We start from the raw sequence: 16,941 nt of genomic DNA on the forward strand, positions 1-16,941 counted from the left end.
CCGGCGCTCTGCTTTTCCAATTTACTTTTTTGCTCGGTTGCGGCCAGCGTGCCATACGCGATGCGCTGCCATTCGCCGCTACACTGCGCGTATGGGAGAGACGATGAATCCTCAGGTGCTGGTCGCTGACGATCAGTCCGATGTGCGCGAGGCCCTGCGCATGTTGCTCAAGGCCGAGGGGCTGTCGGCGCTGTGCGCCGAGACACCGGAAGCGGCCGAGCGTGCCGCGCGCAGCCGTCAGGTGGATGTGGCACTGGTCGACCTCAACTACAGCCGTGACACCACCTCGGGCGAGGAAGGTCTGGCCCTGATCGAGCAATTGCGCCAGCACGTGCCGGATATGCCGGTGGTGGCGATGACCGCCTGGGGCAATGTGCCGCTGGCAGTGCAGGCGATGCGCCGCGGCGCGGCGGATTTCATCGAAAAACCCTGGGACAACGCCCGTCTGGTGCAGGTGCTGCGCACCCAGCTGCAACTGGCCGGCGCCATGCGTCGTCAGCGGCGGCTGGAAGCGGAAAATGCCTTGCTGCGCGGTGATGACGAGGATGACTTCATCGGCCAGTCGCCGGACATGCAGCGGCTGATGCAGGCAGTGGCGCGCGTGGCGCCCAGCGATGCCAGTGTGTTGCTGCGCGGCGAGAATGGCACCGGCAAGGGCGTGATCGCCGCGCGCCTGCATGCGCTGTCCTCGCGTGCCCGCGGGTCGCTGGTGAAGGTGAACATGGGCGCCATTGCCGAGAACGTCTTCGAGTCGGAAATGTTCGGCCATGTGCGTGGCGCCTACACCGACGCCAAGGGCGAGCGCATGGGCCGCTTCGAGCTGGCCGACGGCGGTACGCTGTTCCTGGACGAAGTAGGTAACGTGCCGGCCTCGCAACAGCCCAAGTTGCTGCGGGTGCTGGAGGATGGTGAGTTCGAGCGCCTGGGTTCCTCGCGCACGCTCAACGCCGACGTACGCCTGGTATCGGCGACCAATGCCGACCTGGAAGATGACGTGCGCGAAGGGCGTTTTCGCAAGGATCTGCTTTATCGGCTCAATACAGTGGAACTGACCTTGCCGCCGCTACGTGAGCGGCGCGAGGACATTCTGCCGTTGGCGCGTGCCTTCCTGACCCGCAGCGCGATGCGTTACGGACGTGGCGGCATGCATCTGGCGCCGTCGGCCGAGCAGGCGCTGCTGGCCTGGCGCTGGCCGGGCAATGTGCGCGAGCTCTCGCACCTGATGGAGCGCGCCGCTTTGATGGCCGAGAACGACCAGGTCAGCGCCGCGGCATTGCATTTCGGTCGCGCCGATGCCGCAGCCGAGAGCGATTTCGAGGCCATGACCCTGGATCAGGCCGAGGCCGAACTGATCGCCCGCGCCTTGCGCCGATATCACGGGCACCTGCAGCAGACGGCCGATGCGCTGGGGCTGACGCGGCAGGCGCTGTACCGGCGCCTGGACAAGTACGGCCTGCGCGAACAGGCCCATGACTGAGCCGGCACCGCCACGTCGCAGCCAGATGCCGCGTTTCGAGCGGCAGGTGCTGTGGGGCAGCGCGCTGTGCGCGTTGCCGGCCGCCGCCAGCTGTGGGCTGGTGGCCTGCTGGCCGCAGCTGTTTGCCAAGCCGCTTTGGGCGATCGTGCCGCTGGCGCTTACCGCATGGCTGGTGCGCTGGCAGTTTCGGCGCGTGGTCTATCCCATCTACTCGCTGGGCAGCCTGCTGGAGTCGCTGCGTCAGGGCGATTACAGCCTGCGTGGCGTCAAGGGCGGCATGCTGGGCGATGTCATCTACGACATCAATGCGTTGGCCGAACGGCTGCAGGATGAACGCCTGGCGTTCGAGGAATCGAGTTTCCTGCTCGGCAAGACCCTGGCCGCCATGGACAACGCGGTGATGGTGTTCGATCGCGACGGCCGCTTGCGCCTGGCCAATCCGGCGGCCTGCGAGCTGCTGGCGCGCACGCGCGAAGCGATGTTTGGCAGCACCGTGGCCGAGCTGGGTCTGGACGAGGTCTGGAGCCAGCCCAGTGGATCGTTGATACGCCAGCGCTTTGCCGGCCGTGAAGGGCGCTTTGAAGTGCGCCGCGCGCCCTTGCGAAGCGGTGGTCACAGCGCACAGCTGATGGTGCTGAGCGACGTGGGGCGTGCCCTGCGCGAGGAAGAACGCGCCGCCTGGCAGCGCTTGCTGCGCGTGCTGGGGCACGAGGTCAACAATTCGCTGGCGCCGATCCACTCCATGGCGGGCACACTGGCCAGTCTGCTGGCACGCGATCCATTGCCGGACGACTGGCGCGAGGACATGACCTCGGGCCTTGAGGTGATCGGACGTCGCGCCGAGTCACTGGGGCGCTTTTTGGCCGGCTATAGCCGCCTGGCCAGATTGCCGCCGCCGCAGCGCAAACGTGTCGAGCTGGATGCGTTGTGTCGTCGTGTGGCCAGCATGGAAACCTCGCTGACGGTGGTGGTGACCGGGGGGGCGGCGCTGCATGTCTGGGCCGATGCCGATCAGCTGGAACAGGCGCTGATCAATCTATTGCGCAACGCGGCCGAGGCGGCCGGCCAGGACGGCGAGGTCAGCATCGCCTGGCGTGTCGAGCATGCGCAGGCACTGATCGAAGTGCTGGATGATGGCCCGGGCCCGCCGCCCAGCGAGAATCTGTTCGTGCCGTTCTTCACCACCAAGCCGGGCGGCTCGGGTATCGGCCTGGCGCTGGTGCGACAGATTGCCGAGGCGCACGAGGGCCAGGCGCAATTGCTGATGCGCGCCGACGGCAAGTGTGGCGCGTGTGCAAGGTTGTGGTTGCCGTTGGCGACAGCACCAAGCACCGACTAGGTCTTCTGGCCCTGCTGCGCTGCCGCAAGGCGCGGCATGCTGAGTGTGGATCAAGCACCGGGTGACAAGATGAGCGCATCCAAACCAGTGATCGGCATTGTCGGCAACGCAGGCGCCTACGGGCGTTGGCTGCAGCAGTTTTTTGTCGAGCGCATGGGGCTGACGGTGGTCGGTCGTGACCCCGGCGGTGATGAGAGCCTGTCCGAACGCGCGCTTGTCCAGCGCAGCGACGTGTTGGTGTTCAGTGCGCCGATCCGGCATACGCCGGCGCTGATTGCGCACTATGTGGATATCGCCAGTGGTGCCGAAGCGGACCAGCTATGGCTGGATATCACCTCGATAAAGAGCACGCCGGTGGCGGCGATGCTGGCATCCAAGGCCGAAGTGGTCGGTCTGCACCCGATGTGCGCGCCGCCGAAGGCGCCGACGCTGAAAGGCTATCCCATGGCGGTATGCCAGGCGCGGCTAGCGCGTTGGCGACCGTGGCTGGAGGCGTTTCTTGCCGCCTCACAGGCACGCTGCGTCACCTGCGACCCGCAGCGGCATGATCAGGCCATGGCACTGGTGCAGGGCATGGTGCATGCCAGCCACATGGCACAGGCCGCCACCTGGCGCGAGCTGGCGCCGGCGGTGGGTGGTCTGGATGCCCTGGCCGCGTTTGCCACGGTCGGTTACGAGCTGGACCGCGTGACCACGACGCGCATGCTTGCCGGCAATCCGGCCATCTATCAGGACATTCAGTTCGAGAACCCGCACGTGGCGCCGATGCTGGCGCGCCTGGGGGCGCATCTGCAGCGCCTGATCGATGATGTGTCGCGCGGTGACGAAGCGGCGCGCGAGGACATGCGCGCGCATTTGCTGGCCGACAGCGCGGCCTATGTCGGCAGCGACGCACTGGCTACGGGCAGTCATGCCTTCGAGCAGTTGGGCTACCTGCGGGCGGACCTGGATGAGCCGTGTTTCTTGAGCGTGTGGCTTCCGCGCGACCGGGCAGGGTCACTGCGTGAATTGCTGAGCGTGTTCGAGTCGCGTGGCATCACCCTGGACTCCATCCACTCCTCACGCACCGCGGCCGGGCGGCTGCATTTTCGCATCGGCTTCGATGCGGGCACGCCGCGCGCGGTGATCGATGAAGTGGCGCTGGCCATCGAGGAAGCCGGTATCGGCCAGGTGCTGGCCAGCGGCGCACGCTGATATCGGCCTCAATGGTTCTAGGCCACCACGTTCGTCAAATGGTTCCCCATGCGCCGGACCAGACGCGTGCCGGCCTGATGCATCAGCCTGGCGATATGCACGCAGGAGCGTCGCCGTGCGCCTTACCTGACTGGGTGGTTTGGTGTGTGCGAGTGCAGCAAAACACGCTGCGGCGCCAAGCGTTGTCAGCGCGATGTGCATTCATGGGCGCCTGCGGAAGCGCGTTCGGCGTGGCGGCATGACCTGATTCTTGTCGTGACATAGCGCCTGTAGGCCGTGATGCTGGCAATGCGAGGCATTCAGGCTGTTTAAATCAAACCGTCGTGGCATGTAATGCATGCCAAATACGCACATTCTATGTTGCAGTGCGGTAGAATATGCTTTGCGTTGTCTGCCGGCTGGATGAGGTCGTCATGCTTTACACCCTTCGTGAGATGCAGCGTGCGGCGATGAGCCCCTGGGCCTACGGGGCCGAGGCGATGTCGCGCATGTTTTCCGAATCAGGCAGCTGGCTGTCGCGGCTGCCAGGTGCCGAGCGGGTGGCGGCGGCCTCGGAGCTGATGTATCGCATCGGCAAGGATTACGAAAAGCCCGACTTTGGCATCCACAAGGTGCAGGCGGCCGGCCAGGATGTGGCCGTGCTGGAACGCGTGGCGCTGGAAAAGCCGTTCTGCCGACTGCTTCGTTTCAAGCGCTACAGCGACGATGCGCAAACCCTGGCGCGTCTGCGCGCCTCGCCGATTGTGCTGGTGGTCGCGCCACTGTCCGGACATCACTCGACGCTGCTGCGCGACACGGTGCGCACGCTGCTGCGCGACCACAAGGTGTACATCACCGACTGGACCGATGCACGCATGGTGCCGGCCAAGGCCGGGCCGTTTCATCTGAGCGATTACGTGACCTATGTGCGCGAGTTCATCGAGCACATCGGCGCCGAGAATCTCAACGTGATCAGTGTGTGCCAGCCGACGGTTCCGGTGCTGGCGGCGGTGTCACTGATGGCCAGCGACGGCGCCAAGGTGCCGCGCACGCTGACCATGATGGGCGGGCCGATCGACCCGCGCCGTAATCCGACCAAGGTCAACAACCTGGCCACCACACAGCCATTGTCGTGGTTCCGGTCCACGGTGATTCATCCGGTGCCGGCAAACTATCCGGGCCATGGCCGGCAGGTGTATCCCGGCTTTCTTCAGCATGCCGGCTTTGTGGCCATGAATCCCAGCCTGCACTTCAATTCGCACTGGGATTTCTACCGCAATCTGGTGCAGGGCGATCTGGACGATGCCCAGTCGCATCGCAAGTTCTACGACGAGTACAACGCGGTGCTGGACATGGCCGCCGAGTACTACCTGGACACCATCGATGTGGTGTTCCAGCGTCACTTGCTGCCGCGCGGCGAGTGGGACGTCAACGGCAAGCGTGTGCGGCCGCAGGACATCACCGGCTCGGCGCTGATGGCCATCGAGGGCGAGCACGATGATATTTCCGGCCTGGGCCAGACCGAGGCCGCGCTGGAAATGTGCGCCGGGGTGAAGCCGGCCGACAAGCACCACCTGATGGTGGAGGGCGCCGGCCATTACGGCATTTTCAGCGGCCGGCGCTGGCGCAACGTGGTCTATCCCAAGCTGCGCCAGTTCATCGCCGATTATCACGTGCCGCATGAGCTTGACGAGGTCCGCGGCTCGGACGACTGAGCCGCACCTGGTTATCGTCAGCCTTCCAGCGCTTCCCAGCGCGTGTAGGCTTCGTCCAGCTCGGCCTGCAGCGCGGCCAGCGCCTCGTTGGCCTCGGTGATCGCTTGCGGCGCCTGCTGGAAGAAGGCCGGCTCGCCCATGGCCTGGGTACGCTCGGCAATGTCGGACTCCAGCTGCTCGATGCGCTTGGGCAATAGTTCCAGCTCGCGCGCGTCCTTGTAGCTGAGCTTCTTTTTCGCCGGTTTGGCCGGCTCGGGCGAGGCTGCCGCTGCCGTCCTGGATGGCGTGCTGTCGGCGCGCGGTGCCGCGGTGGCTGCGCTGCCCACCACCAGCGGCGCTTCCGGCGCTTTCGGGCGCTGGCGCAGCCAGTCTTCATAGCCGCCGACGTACTCGCCGATGCGGCCGTGGCCTTCCAGCACCAGGGTGGAGGTCACCACGTTGTCCAGGAACTCGCGGTCATGGCTGACCAGCAGCAACGTGCCCTGGTATTGAGCCAGCAGCTCTTCGAGCAGCTCCAGGGTTTCCACGTCAAGGTCGTTGGTCGGTTCGTCCATGACCAGCAGGTTGGACGGTTTGGCGAACAGGCGCGCCAGCAGCAGGCGGTTGCGCTCGCCGCCGGACAGACGCGTGATCGGCGCGCGGGCGCGTTCCGGGCTGAACATGAAGTCCTGCAGGTAGCCCATGATGTGCGTACGTCGGCCGTTGAGCTCGATGTATTCGCGGCCCTCGGCGACGTTGTCCAGCGCCGACAGGTTTTCGTTGAGCTGGGCGCGGTACTGGTCGAAATAGGCCACTTCCAGCCCGGTGCCCAGCTTCACCTCACCGGCATCGGGCTTCAGGTCGCCCAGCAGCAGCTTGATCAGCGTGGTCTTGCCCGCGCCGTTGGGACCGACCAGACCGATGCGATCACCACGCATCACGGTGGTGGAGAAATCGCTGACCAGGCGGCGATCGCCGAGGGTGAGGTCAAGGTGCCGGGCTTCGATCACCTTCTTGCCCGAGGCCTGCGCATCGGCCAGTTGCATGCGCGCGGTGCCGGACTGCTCGCGGCGTTGCGCGCGTTCCTGGCGCATGGTTTTCAGTGCGCGCACGCGGCCCTCGTTGCGGGTGCGGCGCGCCTTGATGCCCTGGCGAATCCAGGTTTCTTCCTGCGCCAGGCGACGATCGAAATCGGCGTTGGCCTGGGCCTCGGCATGCGCGCGCTCCTCGCGGCGGCGCAGGTAGTTGTCGTAATCGCCCGGCCATGAGGTCAGCTGGCCACGGTCGATTTCCAGAATGCGGGTCGCCAGCGCGCGCAGGAAACGGCGGTCATGGGTGATGAACACCAGACTGCCGGCGAAGCTTTTCAGGAACGTCTGCAGCCATTCGATGGCCTCGATGTCCAGATGGTTGGTCGGTTCGTCCAGCAGCAGCACGTCGGGCTGGCTGACCAGTGCCTGCGCCAGCAGCACGCGGCGCTTCATGCCGCCGGAAAGGCGCGCGAAATCGGCCTCGCCATCCAGTTCCAGCTTGGCCAGGGTCTGCGTGACGCGGCCTTCCAGATCCCAGCCGTGCCCGGCCTCGATGCGCGCCTGCGCGGCGGCCATGGCGTCGGTGTCGCCTTCTTGCGCGGCGTGGTGGAACGCGGCCAACTGCGCGCCCAGATCGCCCAGGCCCGCGGCGACCACGTCGAACACGCTGCCGTGCGCATCCTGCGGCACTTCCTGGGTGAGCCGGGCCACGCGCACGCCGTCGCTGCGGCGCACTTCGCCGTCGTCGGGGTGAATCTGGCTATCGAGCAGGCGCAGCAGGGTGGACTTGCCCGCGCCATTGCGGCCGACCACACAGACGCGCTCGTTCGGTTCCAGGGTGAAATCCACGCCGTCGAGCAGCAGGGGGCCGCCGACGCTGTAGTCGACATTGAGAAGTTGAATCAGAGGCATGACCCCATTGTACCGGGGCCGGGCGCGTAGAATGCAGGCGAAATCCACCAGACTTTAAGGAGAACCGCTCATGGTCGACTGGAACGAGCGCTATTCGGGCGAGGGCTACCTGTTCGGCACCGCGCCCAGCGCGTTCCTGCTTGCGCAGCGCTCGCGCCTGCCGGCGCACGGCACGGCGCTGGCCGTGGCCGACGGTGATGGTCGCAACGGCGTGTGGCTGGCCGAGCAAGGTTTGGACGTGCTGGCCGTGGATGGCTCGCAGGTGGGGCTGGACAAGAGTCGTCGGCTGGCCGCCGAGCGCGGTGTTTCGTTGCGCTACGAGCTGGCCGACCTGGCGCACTGGGAATTTGGCCAGGCCCGTTTTGATGTGATCGTCGGCATTTTCATCCAGTTTGCCGATCCGGCATTTCGCGCACGCATGTTCGCCGACATGCAGCAGGCGCTGAAGCCGGGTGGCGTGCTCCTGTTGCAGGGCTATCGTCCCGAACAGCTGGCCTATGGCACCGGCGGGCCGCCGCAGGCGGAAAACATGTATACCGAGCCGATGCTGCGCGAGGCCTTCGCCGATCTGCATATCGAGCACCTGGCCAGTTACGACGCCCAGCTGCACGAAGGCCGTCACGAGGGCATGTCGGCGCTGATCGACCTGATCGCGCGCAAGCCCGCCTAGGTGCTTTGCCGATCGCGCTTATTTTCGATCAGCCGCACCAGCGTATGCAGCGTGCGGTTGGCCGGCGTGGCGATGCCATGTGCCTGCCCGCGCGTGATCACGTAGCCATTGAGGTGGTCGATCTCGCTGCGCTTGCCGCGGGCCAAATCCTGCGCGGTCGAGGCGTACTGGCCGGGCATTTGCTGTGCGAGTGCCAGCAGTGGCTGCCAGAGGCCTGGCTTGATGGCGATGCCATCGGCATCGGCCACGGCACGGCATTCGTCGAACACCGCGCGCATGGTATCGACCACGCCTTCGCCTTCGATCAGCTCGCCGTAGGGGAGCTGGGTGATGGCCGAGAGCGCGTTGTAGGCGCAGTTGATGGTCAGTTTCGACCACAGCGCTTCGAGCACGCCCTCCGATACCTGCGTCGGCACACCGGCGTCGCTGAGCTGTTCGGCGATGGACTGACTGTGCGTGGACGGGCCGATGACCAGTTCGCCGCGACCGTGGTGTTTGACGTGGCCTGGGCCGGCCATGCCAACGGCCACATACACCACCGCGGGCACCGCCTCACGGCCCAGTGCCTGGGTCAGGCGTTCGGCATTGTCGACGCCGTTTTGCAGGCTGAGCACGGTCGCCCGCTCGGCAAGATGCGAGGCGATGGCACGGCCGGCGCTCTCGGTGTCGTCGGATTTGACGCAGAACAGCACCAGCTCGGCATCCGCGACGGCCTGCGGCGAGGTGTCGGCGGCCAGCTGTACGGTTTCATCGAAGCGCGTCGTTTCCATGTGCAGGCCGTGTTCGCGCACCGCCTTCACCAGCCGCTCGCGGCCAATCAAGGTGACCTGATGTCCGGCCCGCGCCAGCATGCCGCCGTAGTAGCAACCCACGGCACCGGCGCCCATCACTGCGATCTTCATGCGCTGTCTCGTTGGAAGAAGCCTTCATGGTAGCCAATGCCGGCGCGGGTGCTGTGGTGGCGATGCTGCGACTTTGGTCCAATCGCAACGCTACAGCTTGGGATCGCGGCTGGCGTGCTCGGAAGTGATGGTGGTGACCACATCGCGCGGGTAGGTGCGACGCGTGCGCAGCAGCATGATCAAGCCGGCCACCAGCAGCGGCACCAGCATGACCAGAAACGCCATCTGCAGGCCGGTGGCATCGTTGCTGCCTTTGGTGACGGCCCGACTGGCGTCCTGCAGCATGCCGTCGCCGTGGCTGAACTTGCCGGCCAGGTAGCCGAACAGCGGCGGCGCACCGGCCTCCAGCGCAAAGCGCAACGTCGCGCGCACACCCTCGGCGCGGCCCCACAGCGCCGAGTGCATCACGTCCAGGCGCGCCGCATCCACCGCCGGATTGGCGCCCCCCAGACCGGCGGCGGCCAGGAACAGCAGCGGTGCGGCCAGCAACAGGCTGTGACAGACCAGACCCAGCAGCAAAGCGGCCGTCGCCAGAAGATAGGCCAGGCCGCCGGTCCAGATGCGTCCGGTCAGCGTGCCGCGGCGAATCAGGGCATCGCCCAGTCGGCCCACCAACAGCACGCCGACCACCGCGCCCAGGCCGATGCCGACCGACAGTGTGCTGGCCATGGCCTGGCCCAGATCGAACTGGCGGCGCATGTAGACAATGGCGAATGTGCGCAGGCCGGTGAAATAGAAGTAGCCCAGCGCCGAGGCCAGAATCAGCGTGCGGTAGGTGCGCACCGACAGCACATGGCGCACGGCCTGCCAAAGCGACATGCTGGTGGGGTCATCGTGCAGGATCTGGTCGCTGTGCGGTGTCACATGGCAGCGCTTCCACTGCTCGTCGATGTCGCTTTCCTCACAGACCGTCTCGTCCTCACGTCGGGCCTGCGGCGGCGGCTGCGAGGCATCGATGTCGTTTTCCGATGGGACTTCTTCGGCGCCCTCGGGCACGTAGCTGTAGCCGCCGCGGGCGGGTTCCGGCAGGAATTTCCAGATCACCCCGGCCAGCAGCAGGCCCAGTGCCGCCAGCGACCAGAACGACACCCGCCAGGAATACCAGGCCGCCAGATTGCCGCAAATCAGAAAACCCACGGCCACGCCGACCAGCTCGCCGGCGATGATGTAGCCGAAGATGCGCCCGCGTTCGCCCGGGCGGAAAAAGTCACCGGTGAGCGAGGCCACCAAGGGGCTGGCCGAGGCGACGATGCAGCCCAGCAGCAATCGGCTGATCAGCAGCAAGGTGTACGAGCCGGCGGCGCCGCTCAGTACCATGGTCAGCGACCAGGCCAGGATGGCCCACACCAGCACCCGCGTGCGTTTGACGCGGTCGGCCAGAATGCCAAACGGCAGCGTGAGAATGGCGCCCACCGCCGTCGAGGCGCTGACCAGTAGCCCCACTTCCACATTGCCGATGTGCAGCGCCTTTTCCAGCTGCGCGGCGACGGCGCCGACGGTGGCCTTGTCGGCCGAATCGAGACCCAGCACGCTGGCCAGCAGGGCGATCACCTTCAGCCGCGCCGGGCCGCCGACCAGCCGCGCCAGTGGATATTCCACGTCGCGCCGGAACCAATCACGCAGCATTCGCGCCGACACCGTTACGTTGTTCTCTTCGGTCACCCGCGGTCGTCCTTATCGATGGCCTGATGGTGAGAAGCGGCGCGCCGCCTCAGCCCGGAAAGGACTTTAGAAAAGCCATGATGAAAAGAGAGTGGTTGCCCGCATGGCGCGTGCACCGGGCACAGTGGGTGTTCAGGGAGCGCGCACGTTGAGCCGGCACGAACGCATGCAAACGCCGGCGCTGTGGCTGCTGGGGCTGATGATGTCGATCGGCCCGTTCGGCGATACCGAGTACACGCCGTCGATGCCGAACATCGCGCACGGCTTGCACGTTTCCTATGGTGCGGTGCAGGCGACGATGACCGCCTACCTGGTCGGCTCGACGCTGAGCCGCCTGCTGTATGGCCCGGCCTCGGACCGCCATGGACGTCGGCCGGTGATGCTGCTGGGCGCGTCGATTCTGGTCGTTGGCGCGCTGTTGTGTCTGCTCAGCCCGCATATCGCCATGCTCGCCGGTGGGCGTTTTGTCCAGGGCGTGGGGGCCTGCGCCGGCGGCGTGATCGCCGATGCGGTGGTGCGCGATGCCTTTGCCGCCAAGGAGCGTCCGCGCGTTTTCGCAAGGCTCAACGCGATCTTCGCGCTGGCGCCGGCGTTGGGGCCGATTGTGGGCATTTACGTGACGCCGGTATTTGGCTGGCAGGGCAACTTCGCACTGCTGCTGGTGCTCTCGGTGGCGATGTGGCTAGCGGTGTGGTGCCTGCTGCCGGAAACATTGGCGCAGAAAAAGCCGCGCGCGCTGGAACCGGCGCGCCTGTGGCGAAATTATCTGGCCGTACTGCGACACCCGGGCTTTGCTTTTTATGCCGTCATCGGTGGTTTCAGCGTGGGTATTGTCTACACCGCGCTGATTGGTGCGCCGGACCTGGTGATGAACCTGCTCGGTGGTGGGCACACGGCGATCATCATCGTTGCCATCGCCATCCTGGTCGCCTTTGTGCTGGGCGCGGCATTGAGTGGCTGGCTGAGCCGCCATGTCGATGCCATGGTGATCCTCGGCGGCGGCTTGCTGGTGCAGGCGCTGGGCGCGGCGGCGCTGTTGCTGATTGCGCAGATGCTGGGCAAGGCGGGCGGCTTGTACGCCTTCCTGGTGCCGATTGGGGTGTGTTTTGTCGGCGTGGGCATGATCGAACCGGCGACCACCGCGCGAGCGATGGAACCCTTCCAGGAACATGCCGGCACGGCGTCGTCGCTGCTGGGCTCGCTGCAGTTGGCCGTCGCCGGCCTGGCCACCGCGGCGATGAGCCTGCTGCACGCCGGTTCGCTGCTGGATACGCCGGCGGTTTTCCTGGGGCTGGTGATCGGTGGCGGCGCGCTGTACGTGGGCTTTTTCATGCGCTACCGCAGCATCACGCGCATTCGCCAGCTGGCCCATGCAAGCGTTAACCCGGCCGCGGCGTGAGTTTGCGCGTGTGGCTTGCGTAGAATGCAGGCCATCGCCTTTTGCGGATGTCCGTGCATGCCTGACCGTTTTGTTCGCCGTCTGTTCTCATTCCTGCTGGTGCTGGGTGCCGGTCTGATGACCTTCGTGGCGCAGGCCACGACGATTCCGGTCTATGGCTTCAAGGTGGTCAAGCGCTATCCGCATGACACCAGCGCCTTCACCGAGGGTTTGTTCTACAAGGACGGCGTGCTCTACGAGAGCACCGGCGAGGCCGGGCAATCGCGCGTGCGCAAGGTGGATCTTGAAACCGGCAAGTCGCTCCAGGAAATCAACGTGCCACCGGCTTTTTTCGGCGAAGGCATCGTCGCCTGGGGCAAGCACCTGATCCAGCTGACCTGGCAGCATCAGATCGGCTTCATCTACGACCTTAAAACCTTGAAGCGCGTCGGCACCTTTCACTACAAAGGGCAAGGCTGGGCGCTGACCCGCAACGACACGCACATTTTCATGAGTGATGGTTCGCCGACCATCCGCGTGCTCGATCCGGACACGCTCAAGGTGGTGCGCACCATCACTGTCACTGCCGACGGTCAGCCGGTGCAAAACGTCAACGAGCTTGAGTGGGTCAAGGGCCAGCTTTACGCCAACATCTGGCTGAAGGACATCATCGCGCGCATCGACCCCAAGACCGGCCACGTGGTCGGCTGGATCAACCTGGAAAACCTGTTCGACAACGCCATGCTGCCCGACCCCACCGATGACGTCCTCAACGGTATCGCTTATGACGCCAAGCACGACCGGCTGTTCGTTACCGGCAAGTGCTGGCCGTGGTTGTATGAGATCAAGTTGACCGCGCCGCACTGAGCCGGCTGTACGCTGCCTGCATCTTGCCATTTTCAGGTCGGCAGGCTGTCAGAGCGGCGCGCGAGGCTGAGCCTCACCATAGGGTTTGCTCAAGAGGGGTAAGGCATGCAGCGTCGTGACGTGCTCAAGTCGATGGTGTGGGGTTTGGGCGCCGGACTGGCCGGCTCGCGGCGGGCCTGGGCCAGAAGTGCGGGCCCGCGTGAGCTGCTGCACACGCGTTTGGCGGCACTGGAGGCACGCCACGGTGGCCGCCTGGGTGTGGCCATGCTCGATACCGGCACCGGGGCGCAGCTGCGCTATCGCGCCGATCACCGTTTCATGATGTGCAGCACGCACAAGGTGCTGACCGTGGCGGCGATTCTGGCGCGAGTGGATCGCGGTACCGAGCGCCTGGATCGGCGCGTTGTGTACGGCCGTGATGTGCTGCTCGAATACGCGCCCACCACGCGTGCCCACGTCGGTCCACCGGGGATGACCATCGAGGCGCTTTGCCAGGCGGCCATCACGCTCAGCGACAACACCGCCGACAATCTGTTGCTGGCGCAGCTGGGCGGGCCGGAAGCGGTCACCGGTTTTGTACGCAGCCTGGGTGACCACATCACCTGGCTGGCGCGCACCGAGCCGGCGCTGAACTACGCCATGCCCGACGACCATCGCGACACCACCACGCCCGACGCCATGCTGGCCGACCTCAAGGCCCTGCTGCTGGGCACCGCGTTGAGTCCGGCCTCACGCCTTCGCCTGCTGGGTTGGATGCAGGCCTGCCAGACCGGTACCCAGATGTTGCGTGCGGGACTTGCGGCACATTGGCGTTGTGGCGACAAGACCGGCAGCGGCCCGGCCAACGAGTTGAACGATGTCGCCATCGTGCACCCGCCGGGTGCCGCGCCGCTGCTGATCACCAGTTTCTATGCCGAATCGGTGGCTTCGTTGGAAGAGCGCCACGGGGTGATCGCCGATATCGGCCGACTGGCGGTGACGCTGCACGCTTGAACGCGCCGCTCAGGCGTTGCCGTCGGCTTCGGCATCGGCGCGCTTGAGGCTTTTGTGGTTGTCCTCGTCGCTGCCCTGTTTCCAGTAGCTGGAAATGTACATGTCGGTGCGTTCGACTCCGCGCTCGTGGCGAAAGTGCTCGCGCAGCGCGCGCATGCTGGTGAATTCGCAAGCAGCCCACACCGCCACCCGGCCATGCGGCCAGGCCAGCGCCGCCACCGCCTCGACCAGTGGCGTAGCCTGGCCCGGCGTGGGGTTGATCACCCATTGCAGGTCCACGCGCTCCGGTTTGCTCAGGGGCTGGATATCCTCTTCGTGCGGCACTTCGACAATCACCCGGCCCTGCGCGCTGGCGGGAAGTTGTTCCAGATTCACGCTGATCGCGGGCAGGGCGGTCATGTCGCCGACCATCAGCACGAAATCGGCTTCGGCATCGGCCAGCTTCTTCGGCCCCGGGCCACCGATGTCGATGCGATCGCCGGGCTGGCAGTTCAGCGCCCAGCCCGAGGCCGGGCCACCGCCATCGGCACCGTGCAGGGCAAAGTCGATATCGATGGCATCGCTGCGCTGCGCGCGCACGGTGTAGGTGCGCAGCAACGGACGTTCGCGGCCGTCGACGGGGAACATCAGTTTGACGTAGGCGCTGGCCTGGTCATCGGGAAAGCTTTCAAGGCCTTCGCCGCCCAGGCTGACACGCAGCATGCGCGGGGTGACGGGGTGTTTGCCCAGGACGGTGAAGGTGCGGGGAGCGGGACGATTCATGGGGCGATCTCCGGTCGGTCCAGGTTGGCCGCCATGGCCTCGGTCAATGCCAGAAACTGCGCCACCGCTTGCGGCGACAGCCCGTGCATCATGCGCTCGCCGGCGCGGCGCTCGACCACCGTGACTCGCTGCATCAGCGCGCGGCCTTCGGGCGTGGGCGTCAGCAGGCGCGCGCGGCCGTCGTGCGGATCGGTCTGGCTTTGCACCAGTCCGGCCGCACGCAGTTCTTTCACCACGCGGGTGATCTGCGATTTGTCGCGATGCATGCGCTCGGCAATGGCTTGCACGGTGGTGCCGCGACCATGGCAGATGCCCTTGAGCGCGCGCACGTGCGAGATCGGCAGCGCAATCTGCTCGGCCCGATAGGCCTCGCGCATGGCGCGTTTGTAGGCATGCAGCAGGCGATGCAGCGCATCACCGGGATGGAGGGAGGACATGGCGGTAAATAGATGACAATGTCAACCAATTGTGCGATTAATGGTTGATACTGTCAACTTTCTTTCGCACTTTCAGCGCGACACGGCAGGTAGTCCATCCGATGTGGGCCGATAGGGCTTCATGCGCCAGGCGTCCAGATGCACCAGCTTGGCCTTGCCACCGCGTGCCTGGATTGACCAGCGCATGGTTTCGCTGCCGGGGAAAAAGCGATCAGTCAGCGTCTTTTCGCCTCGATCGACAAACACTTCGATGATCGAGCGATCGACGAAGATGTTCAGATGCACGCGGCCGGAGTGCATATCCACGTGCGTGCTCTGGCGCCCGCCAAAGCCGTCGTTGAAATGGGGGCCGGCGCGGTCGCGGTCGATGAAAACCTCGTTCACCGCCGGATTCACTCCCACCACCGTCTGGTAGCCCTGGGCGTCGCGCAGGGTAAGTAGAATCTGCTGGGCCGAACCCGTGCTCACATCCAGCGACAACTCGGACGAGGCGGCATCGGTCAGCGCCGACTCAAGCGACGTGGGCCTGCCCGACAGCGCGACGTGATTCAACACATGGTGATCGGCGCGTAGCGCGAGCAGCTCTTTCACCGGCTGCTGCTGCAAGCGGTAGCCTTTCGCGGTGCGATGCAGGGTCAGTGCTCGTGGCAATGACATCGCTCCCCGTTCCGGGTAGCCCGGGATGGCACCGGCGTAGCGCAGGTTGTTGGCCCAGCCGATCAGCAGACGACGGCCATCTTTGCTGGGAATATCGTTCCAGGTCGCGGTGGCGTAGAGGTCGGCACCATCATCCAGCCACACGGGTGCCTTGCCCCAAGCCTGCACTGGCGTGAAGTGCTGGCCGTCGAAACGACCGACGAAATACTGCGTGCCCGAGCCGCCAGCGGGTGCACCATTGCTGGCATTGACGCTGAGTACCCAGCGCACCTGGCCGGGATGGCCAGCCACCGCCATCGGATACAGGTCAGGGCATTCCCACGCTGTGGCGCGAGCGCCCATGGGGCCGAAGGTGCTGGCGTGTGTCCAGTGGGTCAGGTCGGGCGAGGTATAGATGGCCACCTGATTGCGCGTGGCGCGCACGGCGGCCATCACCCAGTATTTGGTGGGGGCGTACCAGAACACTTTCGGGTCACGAAACTGCTTGGAGCCGATATCCAGTACCGGGCCGTGGCCGTAGCGCTTCCACGTTGTGCCGCCGTCCTGGCTGTAGGCCAGGTATTGCGACTGCGACAGCGTTTTCGGATTGAAGCCAGTGTACAGCGCCACCAGCGGGGGGTGACCGTGTACACCCAGGCCGCTGCTGTTGTGCCGGTCGACCACGGCGCTGCCGGAAAAGGCCATCACCTGGGTTTCCGGTATCGCCACCGCGTGCTGTTTCCAATGCACCAGATCGCGGCTGGTGGCGTGGCCCCAGCTCATGTGACCCCAGCTGTTGCCGTACGGGTTGTACTGGAAAAACAGGTGATAGCGACCGCGGTAATAGACCAGGCCGTTCGGGTCGTTGCCCCAGTTGCGGTTGGGCGTGAAGTGATAGCGGGGCCGGTACAGGTTGGGCGCTGGGGGCGCCGCCTGCGCTGTCGCCATCAAGCCTGCTACCAACAGCAACACGCATCCGCCAAACCATGTTCGCTTTGCCGTGTGCGT

General features: G+C 65.6%; 14 protein-coding genes. 8 read left to right on the forward strand and 6 right to left on the reverse strand.

Annotation, left to right across the window (positions count from 1 at the left end):
• The first annotated feature begins 103 nt into the window (after positions 1-103).
• The 4 genes from HBF24_RS04130 (at position 104) to phaZ (ending at position 5,704) form a co-directional block, all read left to right on the forward strand.
• Positions 104-1,477: a sigma-54 dependent transcriptional regulator gene (locus HBF24_RS04130; RefSeq protein WP_240922181.1), complete on the forward strand. Its 1,374-nt coding sequence runs from the start codon at positions 104-106 to the stop codon at positions 1,475-1,477.
• Positions 1,470-2,816, forward strand: coding sequence for an ATP-binding protein (locus HBF24_RS04135; protein ID WP_240922184.1), 1,347 nt, complete (start codon positions 1,470-1,472; stop codon positions 2,814-2,816). The genes HBF24_RS04130 and HBF24_RS04135 overlap by 8 nt, the downstream gene beginning before the upstream one ends.
• 69 nt (positions 2,817-2,885) lie before the next feature.
• A complete protein-coding gene (locus HBF24_RS04140) occupies positions 2,886-4,010 on the forward strand; it encodes a prephenate dehydrogenase (RefSeq protein ID WP_167169384.1) in 1,125 nt (374 codons plus the stop codon).
• A 413-nt stretch (positions 4,011-4,423) separates the two neighbouring features.
• Complete coding sequence (gene phaZ / locus HBF24_RS04145) at positions 4,424-5,704, forward strand: polyhydroxyalkanoate depolymerase (RefSeq protein WP_167169414.1); 1,281 nt, start codon at positions 4,424-4,426, stop codon at positions 5,702-5,704.
• A gap of 17 nt (positions 5,705-5,721) precedes the next feature.
• Here the strand turns inward: phaZ and HBF24_RS04150 are convergent, their stop codons facing one another.
• Positions 5,722-7,626 carry an ATP-binding cassette domain-containing protein gene (locus HBF24_RS04150; RefSeq protein ID WP_167169417.1) on the reverse strand — a complete coding sequence of 635 codons (1,905 nt, stop codon included), beginning with the start codon at positions 7,624-7,626 and terminating at the stop codon, positions 5,722-5,724.
• 70 nt (positions 7,627-7,696) lie between these two features.
• On the opposite strand from HBF24_RS04150, the gene HBF24_RS04155 reads away from it, so the two are divergent.
• Positions 7,697-8,296 (forward strand): class I SAM-dependent methyltransferase, encoded by a 600-nt coding sequence (locus HBF24_RS04155; protein WP_167169421.1) that lies wholly within the window; start codon positions 7,697-7,699, stop codon positions 8,294-8,296.
• On the opposite strand, the gene HBF24_RS04160 is transcribed toward HBF24_RS04155, so the two are convergent.
• Both HBF24_RS04160 and HBF24_RS04165 read right to left on the reverse strand, forming a co-directional pair.
• Complete coding sequence (locus HBF24_RS04160; RefSeq protein ID WP_167169423.1) at positions 8,293-9,198, reverse strand: 2-dehydropantoate 2-reductase; 906 nt, start codon at positions 9,196-9,198, stop codon at positions 8,293-8,295. The two genes, HBF24_RS04155 and HBF24_RS04160, sit on opposite strands and share 4 nt — an antisense overlap.
• Before the next feature lie 90 nt (positions 9,199-9,288).
• On the reverse strand, positions 9,289-10,824 hold the full coding sequence (locus HBF24_RS04165; protein WP_167169426.1) for an MFS transporter: 1,536 nt from the start codon (positions 10,822-10,824) through the stop codon (positions 9,289-9,291).
• A gap of 184 nt (positions 10,825-11,008) precedes the next feature.
• On the opposite strand from HBF24_RS04165, the gene HBF24_RS04170 reads away from it, so the two are divergent.
• The 3 genes from HBF24_RS04170 to bla all read left to right on the forward strand — a co-directional run bounded on the left by HBF24_RS04170 (position 11,009) and on the right by bla (position 14,098).
• The gene (locus HBF24_RS04170; RefSeq protein WP_167169428.1) at positions 11,009-12,259 is read left to right on the forward strand and encodes a multidrug effflux MFS transporter; all 1,251 of its coding nucleotides are present in this window, start codon (positions 11,009-11,011) and stop codon (positions 12,257-12,259) included.
• A gap of 117 nt (positions 12,260-12,376) precedes the next feature.
• Entirely contained in the window at positions 12,377-13,105 is a 729-nt protein-coding gene (locus tag HBF24_RS04175; RefSeq protein ID WP_240922239.1) for a glutaminyl-peptide cyclotransferase, read from the forward strand.
• Positions 13,106-13,210: 105 nt separating this feature from the next.
• Positions 13,211-14,098 carry a class A beta-lactamase gene (bla, locus tag HBF24_RS04180; protein WP_167169434.1) on the forward strand — a complete coding sequence of 296 codons (888 nt, stop codon included), beginning with the start codon at positions 13,211-13,213 and terminating at the stop codon, positions 14,096-14,098.
• A 9-nt stretch (positions 14,099-14,107) separates the two neighbouring features.
• Here the strand turns inward: bla and HBF24_RS04185 are convergent, their stop codons facing one another.
• The 3 genes from HBF24_RS04185 to HBF24_RS04195 all read right to left on the reverse strand — a co-directional run bounded on the left by HBF24_RS04185 (position 14,108) and on the right by HBF24_RS04195 (position 16,881).
• Positions 14,108-14,860, reverse strand: coding sequence for a siderophore-interacting protein (locus tag HBF24_RS04185; protein ID WP_167169437.1), 753 nt, complete (start codon positions 14,858-14,860; stop codon positions 14,108-14,110).
• Complete coding sequence (locus HBF24_RS04190; protein WP_167169440.1) at positions 14,857-15,297, reverse strand: MarR family transcriptional regulator; 441 nt, start codon at positions 15,295-15,297, stop codon at positions 14,857-14,859. The genes HBF24_RS04185 and HBF24_RS04190 overlap by 4 nt, the downstream gene beginning before the upstream one ends.
• Before the next feature lie 72 nt (positions 15,298-15,369).
• Positions 15,370-16,881, reverse strand: coding sequence for a glycoside hydrolase family 32 protein (locus tag HBF24_RS04195; protein ID WP_167169443.1), 1,512 nt, complete (start codon positions 16,879-16,881; stop codon positions 15,370-15,372).
• Between the last annotated feature and the right edge of the window lie 60 nt (positions 16,882-16,941).

The organism is Oleiagrimonas sp. C23AA, assembly GCF_011759385.1.
In the GTDB taxonomy this organism is placed as follows: domain Bacteria; phylum Pseudomonadota; class Gammaproteobacteria; order Xanthomonadales; family Rhodanobacteraceae; genus Oleiagrimonas.

Excerpts from the sequence above, each read along its gene's own strand:
- HBF24_RS04130 (WP_240922181.1), top strand. The coding sequence starts at position 104 with ATGAATCCTCAGGTGCTGGTCGCTGACGATCAGTCCGATGTGCGCGAG.
- HBF24_RS04135 (WP_240922184.1), top strand. The coding sequence starts at position 1,470 with ATGACTGAGCCGGCACCGCCACGTCGCAGCCAGATGCCGCGTTTCGAG.
- HBF24_RS04140 (WP_167169384.1), top strand. The coding sequence starts at position 2,886 with ATGAGCGCATCCAAACCAGTGATCGGCATTGTCGGCAACGCAGGCGCC.
- phaZ (WP_167169414.1), top strand. The coding sequence starts at position 4,424 with ATGCTTTACACCCTTCGTGAGATGCAGCGTGCGGCGATGAGCCCCTGG.
- HBF24_RS04150 (WP_167169417.1), bottom strand. The coding sequence starts at position 7,626 with ATGCCTCTGATTCAACTTCTCAATGTCGACTACAGCGTCGGCGGCCCC.
- HBF24_RS04155 (WP_167169421.1), top strand. The coding sequence starts at position 7,697 with ATGGTCGACTGGAACGAGCGCTATTCGGGCGAGGGCTACCTGTTCGGC.
- HBF24_RS04160 (WP_167169423.1), bottom strand. The coding sequence starts at position 9,198 with ATGAAGATCGCAGTGATGGGCGCCGGTGCCGTGGGTTGCTACTACGGC.
- HBF24_RS04165 (WP_167169426.1), bottom strand. The coding sequence starts at position 10,824 with ATGCTGCGTGATTGGTTCCGGCGCGACGTGGAATATCCACTGGCGCGG.
- HBF24_RS04175 (WP_240922239.1), top strand. The coding sequence starts at position 12,377 with ATGACCTTCGTGGCGCAGGCCACGACGATTCCGGTCTATGGCTTCAAG.
- bla (WP_167169434.1), top strand. The coding sequence starts at position 13,211 with ATGCAGCGTCGTGACGTGCTCAAGTCGATGGTGTGGGGTTTGGGCGCC.
- HBF24_RS04185 (WP_167169437.1), bottom strand. The coding sequence starts at position 14,860 with ATGAATCGTCCCGCTCCCCGCACCTTCACCGTCCTGGGCAAACACCCC.
- HBF24_RS04190 (WP_167169440.1), bottom strand. The coding sequence starts at position 15,297 with ATGTCCTCCCTCCATCCCGGTGATGCGCTGCATCGCCTGCTGCATGCC.
- HBF24_RS04195 (WP_167169443.1), bottom strand. The coding sequence starts at position 16,881 with ATGGCGACAGCGCAGGCGGCGCCCCCAGCGCCCAACCTGTACCGGCCC.